This is a genomic window from Nocardia sp. NPDC056000 (assembly GCF_042269265.1).
Classification (GTDB): domain Bacteria; phylum Actinomycetota; class Actinomycetes; order Mycobacteriales; family Mycobacteriaceae; genus Nocardia.
In genome coordinates this window covers 390,891-407,850 of sequence record NZ_JBHJXS010000006.1, presented here as the reverse complement: position 1 = coordinate 407,850, position 16,960 = coordinate 390,891, and the positions used below count along the sequence as shown (strand labels likewise).

18 protein-coding genes are annotated in these 16,960 nt (G+C 65.8%); 12 read left to right on the top strand and 6 right to left on the bottom strand.

The window, feature by feature from the left end:
* Positions 1-32 precede the first annotated feature (32 nt).
* A complete protein-coding gene (locus ACFC4D_RS20485; protein ID WP_376065379.1) occupies positions 33-1,583 on the bottom strand; it encodes an alkaline phosphatase D family protein in 1,551 nt (516 codons plus the stop codon).
* A gap of 137 nt (positions 1,584-1,720) precedes the next feature.
* On the opposite strand from ACFC4D_RS20485, the gene ACFC4D_RS20480 reads away from it, so the two are divergent.
* The gene (locus tag ACFC4D_RS20480; protein WP_376065376.1) at positions 1,721-2,926 is read left to right on the top strand and encodes a hypothetical protein; all 1,206 of its coding nucleotides are present in this window, start codon (positions 1,721-1,723) and stop codon (positions 2,924-2,926) included.
* A 166-nt stretch (positions 2,927-3,092) separates the two neighbouring features.
* Positions 3,093-3,641 (top strand): NADAR family protein, encoded by a 549-nt coding sequence (locus tag ACFC4D_RS20475; protein ID WP_376065373.1) that lies wholly within the window; start codon positions 3,093-3,095, stop codon positions 3,639-3,641.
* 36 nt (positions 3,642-3,677) lie between these two features.
* Here ACFC4D_RS20475 and ACFC4D_RS20470 read toward each other — a convergent pair whose 3' ends face one another.
* Entirely contained in the window at positions 3,678-4,844 is a 1,167-nt protein-coding gene (locus ACFC4D_RS20470; RefSeq protein ID WP_376065370.1) for an FAD-dependent oxidoreductase, read from the bottom strand.
* A gap of 160 nt (positions 4,845-5,004) precedes the next feature.
* On the opposite strand from ACFC4D_RS20470, the gene ACFC4D_RS20465 reads away from it, so the two are divergent.
* Positions 5,005-5,577 (top strand): TetR family transcriptional regulator, encoded by a 573-nt coding sequence (locus ACFC4D_RS20465; protein ID WP_376065368.1) that lies wholly within the window; start codon positions 5,005-5,007, stop codon positions 5,575-5,577.
* A gap of 1 nt (position 5,578) precedes the next feature.
* Here the strand turns inward: ACFC4D_RS20465 and ACFC4D_RS20460 are convergent, their stop codons facing one another.
* Positions 5,579-6,412 (bottom strand): helix-turn-helix transcriptional regulator, encoded by an 834-nt coding sequence (locus ACFC4D_RS20460; protein ID WP_376065365.1) that lies wholly within the window; start codon positions 6,410-6,412, stop codon positions 5,579-5,581.
* An 86-nt stretch (positions 6,413-6,498) separates the two neighbouring features.
* On the opposite strand from ACFC4D_RS20460, the gene ACFC4D_RS20455 reads away from it, so the two are divergent.
* On the top strand, positions 6,499-7,245 hold the full coding sequence (locus ACFC4D_RS20455) for an SDR family oxidoreductase (protein ID WP_376065363.1): 747 nt from the start codon (positions 6,499-6,501) through the stop codon (positions 7,243-7,245).
* 55 nt (positions 7,246-7,300) lie between these two features.
* On the opposite strand, the gene ACFC4D_RS20450 is transcribed toward ACFC4D_RS20455, so the two are convergent.
* Positions 7,301-7,816: a L,D-transpeptidase gene (locus ACFC4D_RS20450; RefSeq protein ID WP_364643941.1), complete on the bottom strand. Its 516-nt coding sequence runs from the start codon at positions 7,814-7,816 to the stop codon at positions 7,301-7,303.
* A gap of 144 nt (positions 7,817-7,960) precedes the next feature.
* Between ACFC4D_RS20450 and ACFC4D_RS20445 the strand changes: the two genes are divergently transcribed.
* A complete protein-coding gene (locus ACFC4D_RS20445; RefSeq protein WP_376065362.1) occupies positions 7,961-8,443 on the top strand; it encodes an SRPBCC family protein in 483 nt (160 codons plus the stop codon).
* Here ACFC4D_RS20445 and ACFC4D_RS20440 read toward each other — a convergent pair.
* Positions 8,418-8,975, bottom strand: coding sequence for an NUDIX domain-containing protein (locus ACFC4D_RS20440; RefSeq protein ID WP_376065360.1), 558 nt, complete (start codon positions 8,973-8,975; stop codon positions 8,418-8,420). The two genes, ACFC4D_RS20445 and ACFC4D_RS20440, sit on opposite strands and share 26 nt — an antisense overlap.
* Positions 8,976-9,048: 73 nt before the next feature.
* Here ACFC4D_RS20440 and ACFC4D_RS20435 point away from each other — a divergent pair, with 73 nt between their 5' ends.
* Complete coding sequence (locus ACFC4D_RS20435) at positions 9,049-9,423, top strand: MerR family DNA-binding transcriptional regulator (protein WP_364643935.1); 375 nt, start codon at positions 9,049-9,051, stop codon at positions 9,421-9,423.
* 16 nt (positions 9,424-9,439) lie between these two features.
* A complete protein-coding gene (gene trxA / locus ACFC4D_RS20430) occupies positions 9,440-9,787 on the top strand; it encodes a thioredoxin (protein ID WP_376065358.1) in 348 nt (115 codons plus the stop codon).
* Here trxA and ACFC4D_RS20425 read toward each other — a convergent pair.
* Entirely contained in the window at positions 9,784-10,692 is a 909-nt protein-coding gene (locus ACFC4D_RS20425) for an IclR family transcriptional regulator (RefSeq protein WP_376065357.1), read from the bottom strand. The two genes, trxA and ACFC4D_RS20425, sit on opposite strands and share 4 nt — an antisense overlap.
* Positions 10,693-10,978: 286 nt before the next feature.
* On the opposite strand from ACFC4D_RS20425, the gene cysD reads away from it, so the two are divergent.
* From cysD to ACFC4D_RS20400, 5 genes are read left to right on the top strand one after another with little or no spacing between them, the layout of a single operon-like run.
* Positions 10,979-11,884 (top strand): sulfate adenylyltransferase subunit CysD, encoded by a 906-nt coding sequence (gene cysD, locus ACFC4D_RS20420; RefSeq protein WP_375968250.1) that lies wholly within the window; start codon positions 10,979-10,981, stop codon positions 11,882-11,884.
* Positions 11,884-13,773, top strand: coding sequence for an adenylyl-sulfate kinase (cysC, locus tag ACFC4D_RS20415; protein ID WP_376065354.1), 1,890 nt, complete (start codon positions 11,884-11,886; stop codon positions 13,771-13,773). The genes cysD and cysC overlap by 1 nt, the downstream gene beginning before the upstream one ends.
* Positions 13,773-14,975: a hypothetical protein gene (locus ACFC4D_RS20410; protein WP_376065352.1), complete on the top strand. Its 1,203-nt coding sequence runs from the start codon at positions 13,773-13,775 to the stop codon at positions 14,973-14,975. Before cysC ends, ACFC4D_RS20410 begins: the two co-directional genes overlap by 1 nt.
* Complete coding sequence (locus tag ACFC4D_RS20405; RefSeq protein ID WP_375968153.1) at positions 14,972-15,766, top strand: SDR family oxidoreductase; 795 nt, start codon at positions 14,972-14,974, stop codon at positions 15,764-15,766. The genes ACFC4D_RS20410 and ACFC4D_RS20405 overlap by 4 nt, the downstream gene beginning before the upstream one ends.
* 20 nt (positions 15,767-15,786) lie before the next feature.
* On the top strand, positions 15,787-16,920 hold the full coding sequence (locus ACFC4D_RS20400) for a sulfotransferase (RefSeq protein WP_375968152.1): 1,134 nt from the start codon (positions 15,787-15,789) through the stop codon (positions 16,918-16,920).
* Positions 16,921-16,960 lie beyond the last annotated feature (40 nt).

The following is a 16,960-nucleotide window of genomic DNA, read 5'->3' as shown; positions in this document are numbered from 1 at the left end:
GAGCCCGTCCTGCTCGTACTTGGACCGCCGTCTCAGTGTGCGGGCGTGAGACGCTGTGTGAACAGCACGTTTCCGGTCGCGTCGCACAGATTCACTGTGAGTTCGCGGGACTTGCCGTCAATGCTGACCTCGCCGAAATGCTGGTAGGCGCCGTCCAGCGGGGAGGCGTTCTGCACCGGGGGAGCGTGCACGAAAACGGCTTCCGGACCGAACGTTCCGTCCAGGGGGTTCGGGCCGAACGCACCGGCGTTCAACGGCCCGGAGACGAATTCCCAGAATTCGTCGAAGTCCTGGAACGCGGCGCGTTCGGGCGAATAGTGGTGCGCGGCGGTGTAATGCACATCCGCGGTGAGCCAGACGACGCCGGAAACCTTGTTGGCCTTGATGGATGAGAGCACCTTGGCGATCTCGGTCTCACGCCCCGAGGGCGCGCCCGGATCATTGTTCGCCGGACCCTCGAAAGCGGTGCGATCGGGCTGTTCACCATCTTTCACGACCACTCCGAGCGGCAGGTCGTTGGCCACGATTTTCCAGGTCGCCTTGGAATCCTTCAAAGCGCCGATGAGCCATTGGGTTTGGGCCGCGCCGAAAATCTTGCCGTCGGGCGAGCGATTCTCGTCATTGGTGTCCTTGTACGTGCGCATGTCCAGTACGAAGACATCCAGCAGCGGTCCGTAGGAGATCTTGCGATACAGCCGCCCGTCCACGGCCTCCTTGGGCTCCACCGGCATCCACTCGTGAAATGCCTGCCAGGACCGGGTGGCGAGCACATCCATACTGCGTTCGGTGTACCCCTTGGTCGGGCCGACCTGTCCGCCCGGATACCAGTTGTTGACCGTCTCGTGGTCGTCCCACTGCACGATCTGCGCCACCGAGGAATTGAAGCGGCGATAGTTCTCGTCGGTGAAGTTGTAGGCGAAATTACCGCGGAACTGATCCAGGGTCTGCGCCACAGCGCTTTTCGCCTCGGAGACGGTATTGCGCCAGATCCGGCCGTCCGGCAGCGTCACCGATTCCTTGAGCGGGCCGTCCGCGTAGATGGAATCACCGGAATGGATGAACAAATGCGGATCGCGCGCGGCCATGGCGGAGAAGATCTTCATTCCGCCGAGGTCGGGATTGATGCCGTAACCCTGGCCGACCACATCGCCGGACCACAGCAGTTTGATATCCGAGGCACCGGTCGGCACGGTGCGGAAAACACCGGTGACGGGTTCGGAGGTGGCATCGCCGTCGAGGGTGACGCGATAGTGCACCTGCTGTCCGGCGGGCAGGCCGTTCACCCGCACCCGGCCGGTGCCGTCGGTATCGGGGGTCAGCATGGGGCCTTCGAAACGCTTTGCGTCCTTGAAGGATTCGGTGGCAGCGGTCTCCACGATGAGCTTGGCGGGCTGATCCGAGCGCGCCCAGATGAGTGCGCCGTCCGAGCGGGGGTCACCGACCGCCACCCCGTGCGTCAGCTTCGGTCGCTGCTTGACCAGGGCGGGACCATCATTCGACGAGCACGCCGCGAGCGCCGGAGCGACGATCAGTCCGGCGGCCGAGGTGCGCAGTAGGGTGCGCCGCGAGAGATGTATAGCCATGTGGCCGACCTTTCATCAGCTAGCTCAACATCAGCTGAACTGTGCCGGACCGGTCCGCGAATGCTCGGCTACGGAGCGGCGTGTCGCGGCGTCGCGAGCTGGACCGATTGTCGGTCCCGCTCCGTATAGTCCGGAACATGAGTTTTCTGGGAGGGGTGTTCGGGTCGGCGCGAAATCGGTTCGGGGAGAAGGTGCTTGCGCAAGTCCTCGGCTACGAGGGCATTGATTCCGCCGAGTTCGACGCCGCCGCTTTCGAAGTGCGTTTCCGCTTCCGTGAATCCGGGCACGGCAAGTTGATGCTGGATACGTTGTACAAACGCTGTCAGGGGCAGCCGGACGCCGAACGCCGGCGCCGTGTCGACGATTTGATGGGGGAGTACCTCACCGAGAGCGCGCCCGACACCTGGGATGCGGTGGCGGGGCGCTTGCGCCCGGTACTGCGCGGGTCCGAGCGTTCCCGCATCGAATCGGAGGGGTTCGAGGGCCAGGATGTGATGGTGTGGCGGCCCGCGCTGCCGTATCTGATCGAGTTGGTCGTGATCGATATGCCCGCCACCATGCATTTCGTCAATACGCTCGATCTGGAGCGCTGGGGTGTGGACGCCGAACAGGTATTCCGCGCGGCACACGTGAATATGGCCGGGCTGGCGATGAATACGCTCGCCGCGTTCGAACCCACCACCACTACCCGGGTGCTGGAATTCGCCGATGACGACGGTGAGAGCTATGTCGGCTCGCTACCGCTGGTGGCGGGTTGGCTGGCCGGGGTCGCGACCCGCACCGGCACCCGGCCGATCGTGCTGATGCCCGGGCACCTCGGCATGTTCGTGGTGCTGGACCCCTCCGATGAGCAGCTCCCGGCCTTCCTGGAGATGGCCGCGAACAAATACGACGAGGCGCTACGCCCGCTCACCCCACTGCCCTACACCGTGGACGCCGAGGGCGATCTGGTGCCGCTCCAGGTGCCGCAGGGGCATCCGGCCTGGTCCGCGCTGCGCAGCGCCGAAGCGCAATTGGCCGCACACGCGTACCGCATTCAAACCGAATACCTGCGCGCGGACCGCTATCGCGAGGAGGCCGTCAGCGAGGTCATGCACGTGCGCGCGCCCGACGGCACCGAACACACCATGACGCCGTGGACCGACGGCGTCCCCACCCTGCTGCCGCACGCGCACTTCGTCTGCCTGGTGACCATGACCGGCGAGGTCTTCCGGGTCGCCTGGGAGGATGTCGCCGCTCACGTATCCCTCACTCCGGCCCCGGGTTTCGATCCGCCGCGCTACCGGGTGGAAGATCATCCGCCCGCCGCGGTCATGGATCGCCTACGCGCGCTGTCATATTGAGACGGTGTGGATCCCGGCCGAAAACGCGCCGGGATGACGGGCGTGGTGTCTGCGGTCCGGAGATGACGAGCGTGTTCGCGATGCGGTGCGGGCATAGCGGCGGGTCGGGCGGTGTGGCGAACAATGCATCGGATTGTGTCGCGGGGGTCGGCTAGGGTCGGGTTTTGTGGACAGGGCGCAGCTGACAGCTGAGATGGCGGACGGGGCCATACCCGAATTTCTCTACTTCTGGGGACATACCCGCCCCCCGGGGCACGAGGTCGGCAAGTGGGTGCTCAGCCAGTGGTGGCCGGTGGAATTCACCGTCGACGGCCAGACCTACGGCAGCGCCGAACATTTCATGATGGGCGAGAAGGCCCGCCTGTTCGGTGATGAGGAGATCCGCGCCAAGGTGCTGAACAGCGCCACGCCCGCCGATGCCAAACGGCTGGGCCGCGAGGTGCGCGGATTCGATCAGGACACCTGGGTGGCGCACCGCTTCGATATCGTCATGCGCGGCAGTATCGCCAAATTCGGGCAGCACGAACCCCTGCGGGACTTCCTCATCGCCACCGGCGACAAGATTCTGGTGGAAGCCGCGCCGCGCGACACCATCTGGGGCATCGGCCTGGGAGCCGAAAACCCCGCCGCCGCACACCCTTCCACCTGGCGCGGGGAGAACCTGCTGGGCTTCGCGCTCATGGATGCTCGCGAAGCCCTGGTCTCGGTGGCCTGATTCCACGCGGCGGTGCGGCTCGGGGCGGCGCATCGGTCAGCGGTTGTCGAGTTCGGCAATGCGGAAGGCCAGCGTGCGGCGTACCGCCGGGATGCGGGTCACCGTGCTGAGCAACAGGTTTCGCAGGTGCCGGGCGGGAGCCGGGCGCAGGGTCGCCATGCGCGTCACCCGATCGGTGAACGACACGACTCGCAACGCCACCGGGCGGCGGGTCTGCTCGTAGGTGTCCAGCAGCTTCGGCTCGCCGTGCACGGTGCGCGCCAGTACGTCACCGAGGAACGCGGCGTCCTGGATGCCGGTGTTCATGCCCTGACCGCCCGCCGGGCTGTGCACGTGCGCGGCATCACCCGCGAGGAAGACGCGATTGGCGCGGTACTGCTCGGCCACGCGGTGGTGCACGCGGAAGCGTGAGCTCCACAGCACCTCGTGCACCTGGACATTCGAGGCCGGGCGGCGGGCGGTCAGGATCGCCTGGATGTCTCGCAGATTCGGCTTCTCGGGTGCGTCGGCGAGGGTGGCGACGACGCGGTAGCGATCGCCGGTCTCATCGGGCAGCGGTGCGATGACGGTGACGCCCTCGGGGGACAGGTGCAGCGCCACCTGGTCTCGGGCGTCCGGCCAGGTCATCCGGACATCGGCCAGTACGAACGATTCCGGATAGCTCGCCCCGGTGAAGGCGATGCCCACGGCGTCGCGGACCTTACTGTGCATACCGTCCGCGCCGATCACGTAGTCCGCGCGCAGCGAGCCCGCGCCGTCCGGACCCGTGTAGGTCAGGGTCGCGCCGTTCTCGTCCTGGGTGAGGCCGGTGACCTCGTACGGGCGATGCACGCTGCCGCCCGCTTTCTCCAAGCGCGCCAACAGGATTGCCTCGGTGGTCTCCTGCCCGAGCATGAGCGTGTACGGGTACGCCGAAGGCAGCTTGTCGAAGGAGATCTCGACAATGGCGCGCTCACCGTCGCGCATGACGAAGTGCGGCACCACGATTCCGCGTTCACGCATCTCATCGGTGATGCCGAAGCGCTCCAGCACCTCGAGGGTGCGGGCGTGCACGACGGCCGCGCGGGAGGTGTTCGCGCCCTCGGCGAGGCGATCCAGCAGGACCACATCCACGCCCGCGTCGGCGAGTGCGATGCCCGCGGTGAGACCGGCCGGGCCGGCGCCGACGATGGCGACCGTGGTGGTGGCGGGAATGGCGTTCATATCGACTCCTCGATCTTGCCAACATTCGTTGGCCAACATCTGTTGACTAGAACGATATGCCCCGGTCGCAGGTACGTCAACACTTGTTGGCCAACAAATGTTGACCGCACCGGCCGGTCCGATCGTGTGCGCCAACGAGTGTTGGCCTACAGTTGTTGGCATGACCGCAGCACCCGCCCCGCGCCGCTCCGACGCCACCCGCGCCGCCATCCTGGACGCCGCGCGCCGCAGGTTCGCCGAGGACGGCGTCCGCAAGGCCACCATTCGCGCCATCGCCGCCGACGCGGGCATCGACCCGTCCATGGTCATGCGCTACTACGGCAGTAAGGAGGGCCTGTTCGCCGCGGCCGTGGACGTGCGCCTGGAACTCCCGGATCTCGCGGCGGTGCCCGAGGATTCGCTCGGAGAGCTGCTGGTGCGCCGGTTCCTGGAGATCTGGGAGGTGCCGCCGGGCAACGAGGTCATGCTCACCCTGCTGCGCTCGGCGGTCACCGATGACTCCGTCACCGAGCGGGTGCGGCAGATCTTCGCCGAACAGGTCATGCCCGCCGTACTGCGGCTCGGCGAGCCCGCCGACGCGCCCCGCCGAGCCGGGCTGATCGTCACCCAGATGCTGGGCATCGCCCTATGCCGCTACGTGCTGCGCATCCCCCCGGTGCTGGCGCTCACCCCCGACCAGCTCATCGCCGATATCGGCCCCACCATCCAGCGCTATCTGACCTCGACTCCCTGAGTCACTGACTGGGGCGGGATTCCGTTGCGAGAGCGCGGAATACGGCGGCGGTGCGGGTGCCGGGGGTGGCGCAGTAGACGATGATCCGCTGATCGGTATCGGAGACGTGCAGCACCTGGCATTCGAATTCGAGCAGCCCCAGGTCGGGATGATCGATACTCTTGTTGTGCCCGCGCCGTACCTCGACATCGTGTGAGTTCCACATATCGGCGAAACGCGGTGCGGTACCGAGTAATTCGGTGACCAGCCGGGCCAGCGCCGGATTGCCGGGATACCGCGCGTAGGCGGCGCGCAGATCCGCGACGGTGGAGCGTGCGAAGCGCCGGGTGGACTCGTCCGACCATTGCGGATGGTCCCCGGCCTGCAGGAACATCCAGCGCACCATATTGCGCTCATGGTCGGGGTGGTCGTCCAGATCGCCGATGAACGGTTTCGCGCAGCGATTCCAGGCCAGGATCTCGTAGGTGGCGTCGACCACGTACGCCGGGGAGCCGAGCGTATCGAGCATGATCCGGACCGACTGCGGCACAGTGCGATTGGGGCCGCCGCTGATCGGCGGATGCTCCCCGGCCAGCCGGAACATGTACTCGCGCTCATCGACGGTCAGCATGAGCGCCCGCGCCAGCGCGGAGAGCACCTGCCGGGACGGTTTCGCCCCGCGCGCCTGCTCCATGCGGATGTAGTAGTCCACCGAGATCCCCGCCAATTGCGCGACCTCCTGGCGGCGCAGTCCGGCCGCGCGCCGGTTCAGGCCGTCGGGCAGGCCGACATCGCTGGGCCGCAGGCGATTCCGTCGCGTCCGCAGGAATTCGGCCAGTGCGCTTCGATCCGCCATAGTCCCGAGTGTCCTCCTTCGCGGGCCGCGCTGGGTGGTACAACTTGGTCCTCCCGCCGCCACCGTCGCGGCACGATGCTTGGTTCATGACCACAGCACTCATCACCGGAGCCAATAAGGGCATCGGATTCGAAACCGCCCGCCAGCTCGCCGCTCGCGGCATCACCGTCCTACTCGGGGCTCGCGATAAGGATCTCGGCCAAGCCGCCGCGGACGCCCTGAAAGCCGAAGGCGCACAGGCGCATTTCGTTCAGCTCGACGTCACCGATGAGGACTCCATCGCCCGCGCCGCCGAATGGATCGATTCCGAATTCGGCAGCCTGGACATCCTGATCAACAATGCCGGAATCACCGGCGGTATGGACCGGGACGGGAAACCGTCCTCCACCTCGCTCGCGAATCTGCGGCGCGTCTACGACACCAATGTGTTCGGCGTCGTCGCGGTCATCAACGCGCTGCTCCCGCTGCTGCGCCGGGCCGAGGCCGCGCGCATCGTGAATGTCTCCAGCGAGGTCGGCTCGCTGGACATGATGCTGAATCCCGAGGGCCCGATGTGGCAGATGGCCTCCATTCCGTACCCGTCCTCCAAGACGGCGCTGAATATGGTCACCGCCATGTACGCCAAGGAACTGTGGGAGACCCCCATCAAGGTCAATGCCGCCAACCCGGGCTACTGCGCCACCGATCTGAACCACAACACCGGTTTCCGGTCCGCGGCACAGGGCGCGGAACCGTCGGTGTACCTGGCGACCCTTCCGCCGGATGGCCCGTCGGGTCAGCTCTGGGGCTTTCTGTGGGGTTCGGATGTCGAATACGGCCGACTGCCTTGGTAATCGAAAAAGGCACTCATGGCGGAACTGCCGCCATGAGTGCCCGGTAGAGCCGAAACTAGCGGACGACCTCGATGATGTCGCCATTGGAAACCCAGCGGTACAGGGTTTCCGCGCCCTCGGGAGTCATCCGGATGCATCCGTGCGACTTCTCTTCGATCGGGCCGATATGGGTGGCGATATCACCGTTGAAGAACACGGCCCACTTCATCTCGGCATTGTGCATGGTCGACCAGTGGTATTCCTTCTTGGACGCCACGTGGAAGACGCCGGGGGGAGTCTCGAATCCCGGGCGGCCGTGCGAAATGGGGGTCGGGCCGTAGATGACCTTGCCGTTCTCCATGAGCCAGGCCTCGTTCTCGGACAGGCTCATGCAGACGCGAGCGCCCGCGGTGGTGCAGGGCGCGACCACCGGCGCGGGGGCCGGCGGTTGAATAATGGCGGGGACGCCGGGGACATCGGGGCCGCCGGGCCATAGCGGTTCGGCCTGGGCGGTACCCGACAGGGCGAGACTCGCCGAGGCCAGACCGGTGAGGATCCCGGCCGTGCGATTACGGATTTGCTTGCCGCTCATGACGTTCCAACCTCGCTCATCCAGGGCGCAGCGCTGTACGCCGGTGGTTCGAGACCACCATTTTGGTCATGCACAGGAACTATCAGTGCATCTTATAAGCGCAAAGCGAGGATTCGTGCCGAATCGCCACGCTGGAGAATCGGCGTGTACACCGCAAAACGGATACTGTCCCGCTCGAAGCGGTTCCGAGCACGGGAGATCACCATGTGGGAGTACGAATTCAGCGCCGAGACCACGGTGGACGCGGCGGCGCTGTGGCGCAGCTGGTCGGACCCGAATCGGTGGCCGGAATGGAATCCGGGCATCGAAAGCTTCGAATTGGACGGGCCTTTCGCGGTCGGCACCACATTCCGGATGACCTCGCCGGAGGGTGACACCGTGGAGCTGCGGTTCGTCGAGATCATCGACGGTGAGCTCTGGTCCGACGTCTTCGTCGACGAGGATATCGAGGTCCGCACCGAACACCGGCTCACCGACCTCGGCGACGGCCGCACCCGCGTCACCTACCGCACCGAGATCACCGGCCCCGCCGCCGATACCGCGGGCCCCGAGATCGGCCCGCAGATCACCGCGGATTTCCCGGAGGTCGTCAACGGCCTGATCAAGCACGCGGGGGAGTCGGCGTAGCGCCCTTGCGCTCGTGCAGTAAGAGCAGCAGATAGGCCGCCATGCAGTGCGAATCGACGATCACGTTCTCGGCGATCATCGATTCCAGCTCATCGCGGGTGAACCAGGCCGCGCGCATATCCTGTTCGGTCGCCTCGCGCTCATGCTCGCCCTCGGTCAATCCGGTGGCGAGTACGACGTGGCCGTAGTGGTTGGCGGTCGCGGGCGCGGCCGCGAATCTGCCGAGGAATTCCAGCTTCTCGGCCCGCAATCCCGTCTCCTCGCGCAGTTCCTGGCGTGCCACCGCGATCGGATCGAAGCCGCTCGCATCGGGCACCGAACCGCCCGGAAACTCCCAGCAGCGCTGTCGCAGTGGATATCTGAACTGTTCCACCAGATGGAACCGCGCACCGTCGAACGGGATGATGAGCGCGAAATCGCCCTTGTCGATATGCGAGTAGATCCCCTGCTGCCCGTTGTCATGCCGAACGACGTCCTCGCGCAGCGTCATCCATCGATTCGAGTAGATCTCCCGTGAACTGATCCCTTCCATCCCTCGATCTTGGCCCATCGCGCGGCCGCGGGGGTTGACCTTGCCCCTAGGGGCAGCATTTACATTCGATGGCATGAGGATCGGCGAACTGGCCCGGCTGGCGGAAGTCAGCCCGAAGGCGATCAGGCGATACGAGGCCCTGGGCCTGGTGGCCCCGGCCCGCCAGGCCAACGGCTACCGCGAATACGACGAGGACACAGTCCGCGCCGTCGCCGAGATCCGCAGCCTGAACCTGCTCGGCATTCCGGTCGAGGAAACCCGGCCCTTCCTCGAATGCCTGGCCTCCGGCGGCGAGCACGTCGACGACTGCCCGGCCTCGCTGGCCGAATACCGCCGCGCCATCGCGGACCTGACCGCGCAGATCGACGAATTGACCGCGCGCCGCGACGGTCTCATCAGCCGGTTACAGGACGCCGCCCATCGCAATGCCGACCCCAGCCCGTTCTGAATCGAAGGAAAATCGTATGTCGCAGTCGCACACCGCAACCGGAATCATCGACGTCACCGATAAGACGTTCGAGCATGAGGTGCTCGCCCGGCCGGGGCTGGTACTGGTGGATTTCTGGGCCGAATGGTGCCCGCCGTGCCGGATGATCGCGCCGGTGCTGGACGTCATCGCGCGCGAGCGGACGGACAGCCTCACGATCTGCAAGCTGAATCATGACGAAAACCTGGGCACCGTAAGGGATTACCAGATCATGTCGCTGCCGACGCTGCTGCTGTTCCGGGATGGGGAACTGGTGCGGACCATGATCGGGGCGCAGTCGAAGACCAAATTGCTGGCCGCGATCGACGCCGCCGCCGGTAGTTAGTGGCGTAGGGCGGCTGTGACCGTGTCGGCCGAGGTGATCGCCGCCTCGGCCAAAGCGGTCAATTGCGCGGCGGGGAGTTGGGTGTCGGGGCAGACCACCAGGGAGGCGACCACGTCGCCGTCCGCGCCGAAGATCGGGGCGGCCACCGAGACCACGGCGTTCTGGTCGCCGAGTTCGTCGGGGAGGTAGTCGATGGTGATGAGTTCGGTGATCATATCGCTGAGGCGATGCCGCAGGGGGTCGGTGAGGGGGGAGTTGCGCAGGGAGGCAAGGGCTTCCAGCATGGGGGCGGAATCGTCGGCGAGACGTTCGACCGAATAGCCGCGGGCGCGGATGGCGTCCAGGACGAGTTTCAGGCGTGGCTGGTGGGCCGGTTCGGCGGCCGCCAGCCAGGTCGCGCGTGCGGGGGCGGGGGCCCAGGCGATGAATTCGCGGCAGACCGGCGGGGCGAAGGGGATATGGCGGCCGGCGCGCATCCACGGTACCGAGGGGGTGCCGATGACCTCGGTGATGACGATCGAATCGCCTTCGCGCTCGGCCAGGAAGGCGGGCATGCGATGGGTGTCGGCCAGGCGGCGAATCGCTTCCGCCGCCAGTCGCCGGAGCGGGAAGGCCGCCTCCGCGCGGCGTGCCACCGTCATCAATCCCAGGCCCAGGCAGTAGTTGCCGTCCGCGTCGCGGATGGTCCAGCCATCGGCGGTGAGCTGGGTCAATACCGCGTGCGCGGTGGCCCGGGACATGCCCGTTCCGCGCACGATGCGGGCCAGCGACAGATGTTCGGCCGGATGCCGGGACAGTAACTCGATCGTCTGCACCACGCGCCGGGTCGGCGGCGAGGCGCTCACCTCATCGGTGCCGCGGGTACCGGCCTCGGATAGCGCTGTGGTGGAGGCGATTTCAGTCAAGTCGTCCTCGGTGGTCGTCGGGTCGGCCGGGCCGCGTGCAATGAGGCCAATCTATCGCGAGTGGTGCGCGGCGGCGGGGTGTGGATCCCGGCCGGAAACATGCCGGGGTGACGGATGGGCCGCTGATCGGGCGCTGGGTATTGACCGGGACTGGTCGGGCGACCTATCGTCGGTGTCACATAATCGAACAATAGCGTCGAATATTCGACACCGCAAGTCTTTCGGGCAGATACGGCCTTCGGGAAGACGCGGTCGCGAAGATCGACGCGGCGAGTGAGTGAAGCGAATGCGCGCGGGATACGAGTTGTCGCACCTGGACGCCCTGGAGGCGGAGTCGGTGCACATCATCAGGGAGGTGGCCGCCACCTTCGAACGACCGGTGCTGCTGTTCTCCGGCGGTAAGGATTCGGCGGTCATGCTGGAGTTGGCGCGGCGGGCGTTCTGGCCCGCGCCGCTGCCGTTCCCGCTGATGCATATCGATACGGGCCGCAATTTCGACGAGGTGATCGACTTCCGCGATCGCACCGTCGAACGCCTGGGCGCACAGCTGCTGGTCGGCAGTGTGCAGGACGATATCGACGCGGGCCGGGTCACCGAGAAGGCGGGCGAATCCCGCAACCGGCTGCAGACCGCGACCCTGCTGCGCAGTATTCGGGAGCACCGTTTCGACGCCGTCTTCGGCGGCGCGCGGCGCGATGAGGAGAAGGCGCGCGCCAAGGAACGCGTCTTCAGCTTCCGCGATGAATACGGTGCGTGGGATCCGCGGGCACAGCGGCCCGAAGTCTGGAGCCTCTACAACGGTCAGCACAGCAAGGGCGAGCACATTCGCGTGTTCCCGCTGTCGAATTGGACCGAACTCGATATCTGGGAGTACATCGAGCGCGCCGAGGTGGCGCTGCCGCCGCTGTACTACGCGCACCGCCGCCTGGTGCTGGAGCGCGACGGAATGCTGTTGGCGGACAACAGGTTCATCGCCCGCAAGCCCGAAGAGGAACTCTTCGAGACCAGCGTGCGCTTCCGTACCCTCGGCGACGCCGACTGCACCGGCTGCGTCGAATCCGATGCCGCCACCCCCGGCGCGGTGATCGCCGAAACCGCCGTCACCCGCCTCACCGAACGCGGCGCCACCCGCGCCGATGACCGCATCTCCGAATCCGGCATGGAAGATCGCAAGCGAGAGGGCTACTTCTGATGCGCCGCAACCTTTTACGGCTCGCCACCGCGGGCAGTGTCGACGACGGCAAATCGACCCTCATCGGCCGCCTGCTCTTCGACTCCAAATCGCTGTTCTCCGATCAGCTCGACGCCATCGAACGCGCCAGCCTGGCGCGCGGTAACGGCGGACCGGATCTGTCACTGGTCACCGACGGCCTGCGCGCCGAACGCGAACAGGGCATCACCATCGATGTCGCGTACCGCTACTTCACCACGCCGCGAAGGAAATTCGTCATCGCGGACACCCCCGGGCATGTGCAGTACACCCGCAATATGGTGACCGGGGCATCCACCGCGGACCTGGCGCTCATCCTGGTGGACGCGCGCAAGGGCGTCTCCGAGCAGACCCGTCGCCACGCCTTCCTGTCCTCGCTGCTGGGTGTGGGCCACCTGGTGCTGTGCGTGAACAAGATGGATCTGGTCGACTGGTCCGAACAGCGATTCGAGGAAATCCGCGAGGAGTTCGCGGATTTCGCCACCAAACTCGATGTCGGCGATCTGAGCTTCCTGCCGCTGTCCGCGCTGCACGGTGACAATGTGGTCGATATGTCCACGCACACACCGTGGTACGCGGGACCGCCGCTGCTGCGTCATCTGGAGGAGGTGCACATCGCCTCCGACCGCAATCTCATCGACGCCAGATTGCCTGTGCAGTATGTGATTCGACCGCACGGCGAATCGCAGCGCAGTTATGCGGGCACCATCGCGGGCGGCATCTTCAAGGCGGGTGACGAAGTGGTGGCACTGCCGTCGGGTCGCACCAGTCACGTGACGGAGATCTGGGGTCCGGGCGGCAGCAAGATCGAAGAAGCCTTCGCGGGTATGGCGGTCTCGCTCACCCTCGATGACGAAATCGATATCGGCCGTGGGGATATGCTCGCCCGGCCCGGCAATCAGCCGCATCAGGATCGTGAGCTGGATGCCATGGTCTGCTGGTTCTCCGATACCGGCACGCTGCGCGCCGGGAACGACTACAGCATTCGCACCGCCACCCAGCACACCAAGGTGCGGGTCACCGAGCTGGACTACCGCCTCGATGTGAACACCCTGCACCGGCAGACCGAGGCGGAAGCGCTGGCGCTCAATGACATCGGGCGCGTCACGCTGCACACCCGGCAGCCGATCATGTTCGATCCGTACCGGGACAATCGCGCCACGGGCAGTTTCATTCTCGTCGACGACAGCACCAATCAGACGGTCGCGGCGGGCATGATCACCGCCCGCACCCCGGGCATCGCCGAGGCGACCAGCGATCGCGGACACCGCGCCACCGGCCGCCGCCCGCGCGCGAACGTGGTGTGGCACAACTCGGCCGTGGATCGCGGGCAGCGGTTGAGCCAGGGTATGACGCTGTGGCTGACCGGGCTGTCCGGCTCCGGAAAGTCCTCCATCGCGGTCGAATTGGAGCGACAGCTGATCGCCGCCGGTCGCCCGGCCTATCTCCTCGACGGCGATAACCTGCGGCACGGCCTGAACAACAATCTCGGCTTCACCGATGCGGATCGGCGCGAGAATATTCGCCGCGTCGCGGAGGTCGCGTCACTGTTCGCCGATGCGGGCACCATTGCCATCGTCTCGCTGATCAGCCCGTTCCGGGAGCAGCGCCGCGATGCGCGAAAGCTGCACGACGACAAGCGATTGCCGTTCAATGAGATCTTCGTTGACACGCCGATCGAGGAGTGCGAGCTTCGGGATCCGAAGGGTTTGTACAAGCGTGCCCGTTCGGGAGAGCTGCCCGAATTCACCGGCATCTCTTCGCCTTACGAGCGCCCGGAGTACGCCGAACTCACCATTACGCCCGATCAAGGCAACCCCGCCGAGATAGCCCGTCTTATCCGCCGAGAACTAGGAATCGCAGACGCCTGATGGACACCCCCAACATCGAACAGGCCGAACTCCCGCTGACCGAGCCCTTCCTGGCCGCGGTCGCCGAGGCCGAGAAGCTCATCGCCGCAGCGGATTTCATCCGCGACGAGCACGACCTCGCCGAGGGCTACGACTATTTGCAGGGCAGCATCGCCGCGGTCCTGCAACTGTCCCGCGCGCATGGCACCTCGCACCCGTACTTCGTGACCTCCACCGGCCCGTACACCAAGATGGGCCTGGATAACCCGGACACGCTGTACTACCACGCGAATGTGGAGCCGAACGGTGAGTACCTGCTCACCGGCGTGCGCGGCAATACCGTCGACCTGAGTTTCCAGGTGCTCAAGGGCGATTACACCGCCACCGATGTCCCCAATGGTGATGACGCCTTCGACGATCGCCGCCTCGATATCGCCGAGGACGGCAGCTACCAGCTGCGATTCGGCCCGCCCAAGGAGAATCCGGAGCCGAACTACTTCGTGCTCGGCGAGGGCGCGTCCATGCTCGCGGTGCGAGAGGTGTACGGCGACTGGGATACCGAGCGCAAGGGCTCGATTCGCATCGAGCGCGTCGACACCATCGGCACCGCAGCGGCCGAACCCGATGTGGCGGGTCTGCGCAAGCGCTACCGCGCCGCCGGTCGCATGCTGCTGACCCGGGTCAACACCTGGTTCAACTTCCCCAAGTGGTTCTATCTGAACCTGCCGGTCAACACCCTGACCGAACCCCGGCTCACCCCGGGCGGTTTGAGCACCCAGTACTCCTCGGTGGGGCATTTCGATCTCGCCGACGATCAGGCGCTCATCATCACGGTGCCGAAATCCGATGCGCCGTACCAGGGTTTCCAGCTCGGCAGCCGCTGGTACATCTCGCTGGACTACAGCAATCACCAAACCAGCCTGAATCACGCTCAGGCACAGGCGGATCCGGACGGCATGATCCGCATGGTCGTCTCCGCGCGCAACCCGGGTGTCACCAACTGGATCGAGACCACCGGCCGCCGCCTGGGCATTCTCCAGTTCCGCTGGCAGCGCGTGGCCCGTCCGATGACCGAGGCGGACGGCCCCACCATCGAACTGGTGCCGTTCGACAAGGTGGCCGAACGGCTGCCGCATTACGCACACAATCAGATCGACGAGGCGGGCTGGCGCGAACGAATCGCCAACCGCCAGCGCGCTTTCGCGGGAAGGATGCTCGGATGACCCGGCTCAGGACAGGACTGCTCGACGGCAAGGTCGTGGTGATGAGCGGTGTGGGCCCCGGCCTCGGCCGCTCCATCTGCCTCGAGGCCGCTGCGGCCGGTGCCAAGGTCGTGCTCGCGGCCCGCACCGAGTCCCGTTTGAAGGAGGTCGCCGACGAGATCGAGGCCGAGGGCGGCGTAAGCCTCAGCGTGCCAACCGATATCACCGATGAGGAGCAGGTGCGGAACCTGCTGGCGCGCACGGTGGAGACGTTCGGCCAGGTTGACGTGCTGGTGAACAACGCCTTCTCGGTGCCGTCCATGAAACCGCTGGCGCGCACCGACTTTCAGCAGATTCGCGACAGCGTCGAACTCACCGTGCTCGGTGGACTGCGCATGACGCAGACCTTCACCGACGCCCTCGCCGAAACCAAGGGCAATGTCGTCATGATCAATTCGGCGGTGCTGCGGCACTCCGAACCCCGCTACGGCAGCTACAAGGTCGCCAAATCCGCGCTGCTTGCCATGTCACAGACCCTGGCCACCGAACTCGGTGACAAGGGAATCCGTGTCAACACCGTTGCCCCCGGCTACATTTGGACCGATCAGCTGAAGTGGTACTTCGGCGAGATCGCCAAGAAGTACGGCATCACCGAGGAGCAGGTCTACCAGCAGACAGCGTCCAAAACCGATCTCAAGCGGCTGCCGCTGCCCGATGAGATCGCCCAGACCGTGGTGTTCCTGGCCTCGCCGTTCGCCAATGCCATCACCGGCCAGACCATCGACGTCAACTGCGGCGAATACCACGTTTGATGAGCAAGGAGTTACCACCCATGAGCGCACGCACCTCCGTCGGCACCGTCGAGGATCTGCACGCCTCGGCCACCCGGGTCTGCGGCCTCGAAGACTTCGGCGCGGACGACTACCTGGAGGGTTTGAGCACCCTGCTGGAGTCGTATCAGCGCGATGCCGGACTCACCGAGCTCGGCTCCAAGATGAGCCGGTTCTTCCTGCGCGGGGCGCTGGTCGCCCGCGCGCTCAGCGAAGCGTCCTGGAAAGCCAATCCGGCCTATGCCGAAACCCGGGTCACCAGGCCGATTTTCGTGACCGGACTGCCGCGCACCGGCACCACGGCACTGCATCGGCTGCTGGCCGCGGATCCGGGGCATCAGGCCCTGGAGATGTGGCTGGCGGACTTCCCGCAGCCGCGCCCGCCGCGCGACAGCTGGGCCGACAATCCGATCTACCAGCGCATCGACGCCGGATTCGCACAGCATCGCATCGAGAATCCGGAATTCATGGGCGTGCACTATATGAGCGCCGCCGATGTGGAGGAGTGCTGGCAGCTGCTGCGCCAGACGGCCAAGTCCATCTCGTACGAGTCGCTGGCCCATCTGCCGACCTACTCGCAGTGGTTGCGCAAGCAGGATTGGACCGACGCCTACACCCGGCATCGGAAGAACTTGCAGCTCATCGGGCTCGGCGATGAACGGCGCTGGGTGCTGAAGAATCCGAGCCACCTGTTCGCCCTGGACGCGCTCATGGCGGTGTACCCGGACGCGCTGATCATTCAGACCCATCGCGATCCGGTGACCATCGTCGGATCCTCGTGCAGCCTGTCCGATCAGGCGGCGCGCGGGTGGTCGACCACCTTCGTGGGGGAGACCATCGGCAAGTCGCAGTTGGAGCTGTGGTCGCGCGGGCTGCGCGAATTCAACAGCGCCCGTGCGCGATACAACCCGGAGCAGTTCCTCGATATCGAATTCGATGAATTGCGGGCCGATCCCATGGGCACCGTCGAAAAGATCTACGGCGCTTTCGACATCGATTTCTCGGACTCCGCGCGTACGGCCATGGGCTCCCTCGATGAGGAGAGTAAGAGCGGTGATCGTAAACCCGTTCACCGGTACTCCCTGGCCGATTACGGACTGACCGAAGCGCAGGTCAGGGCGGAGTTCGAAAGCTAGGCACACCCCTCGTCCTTCCGGATATGGTTAGCATCACCTA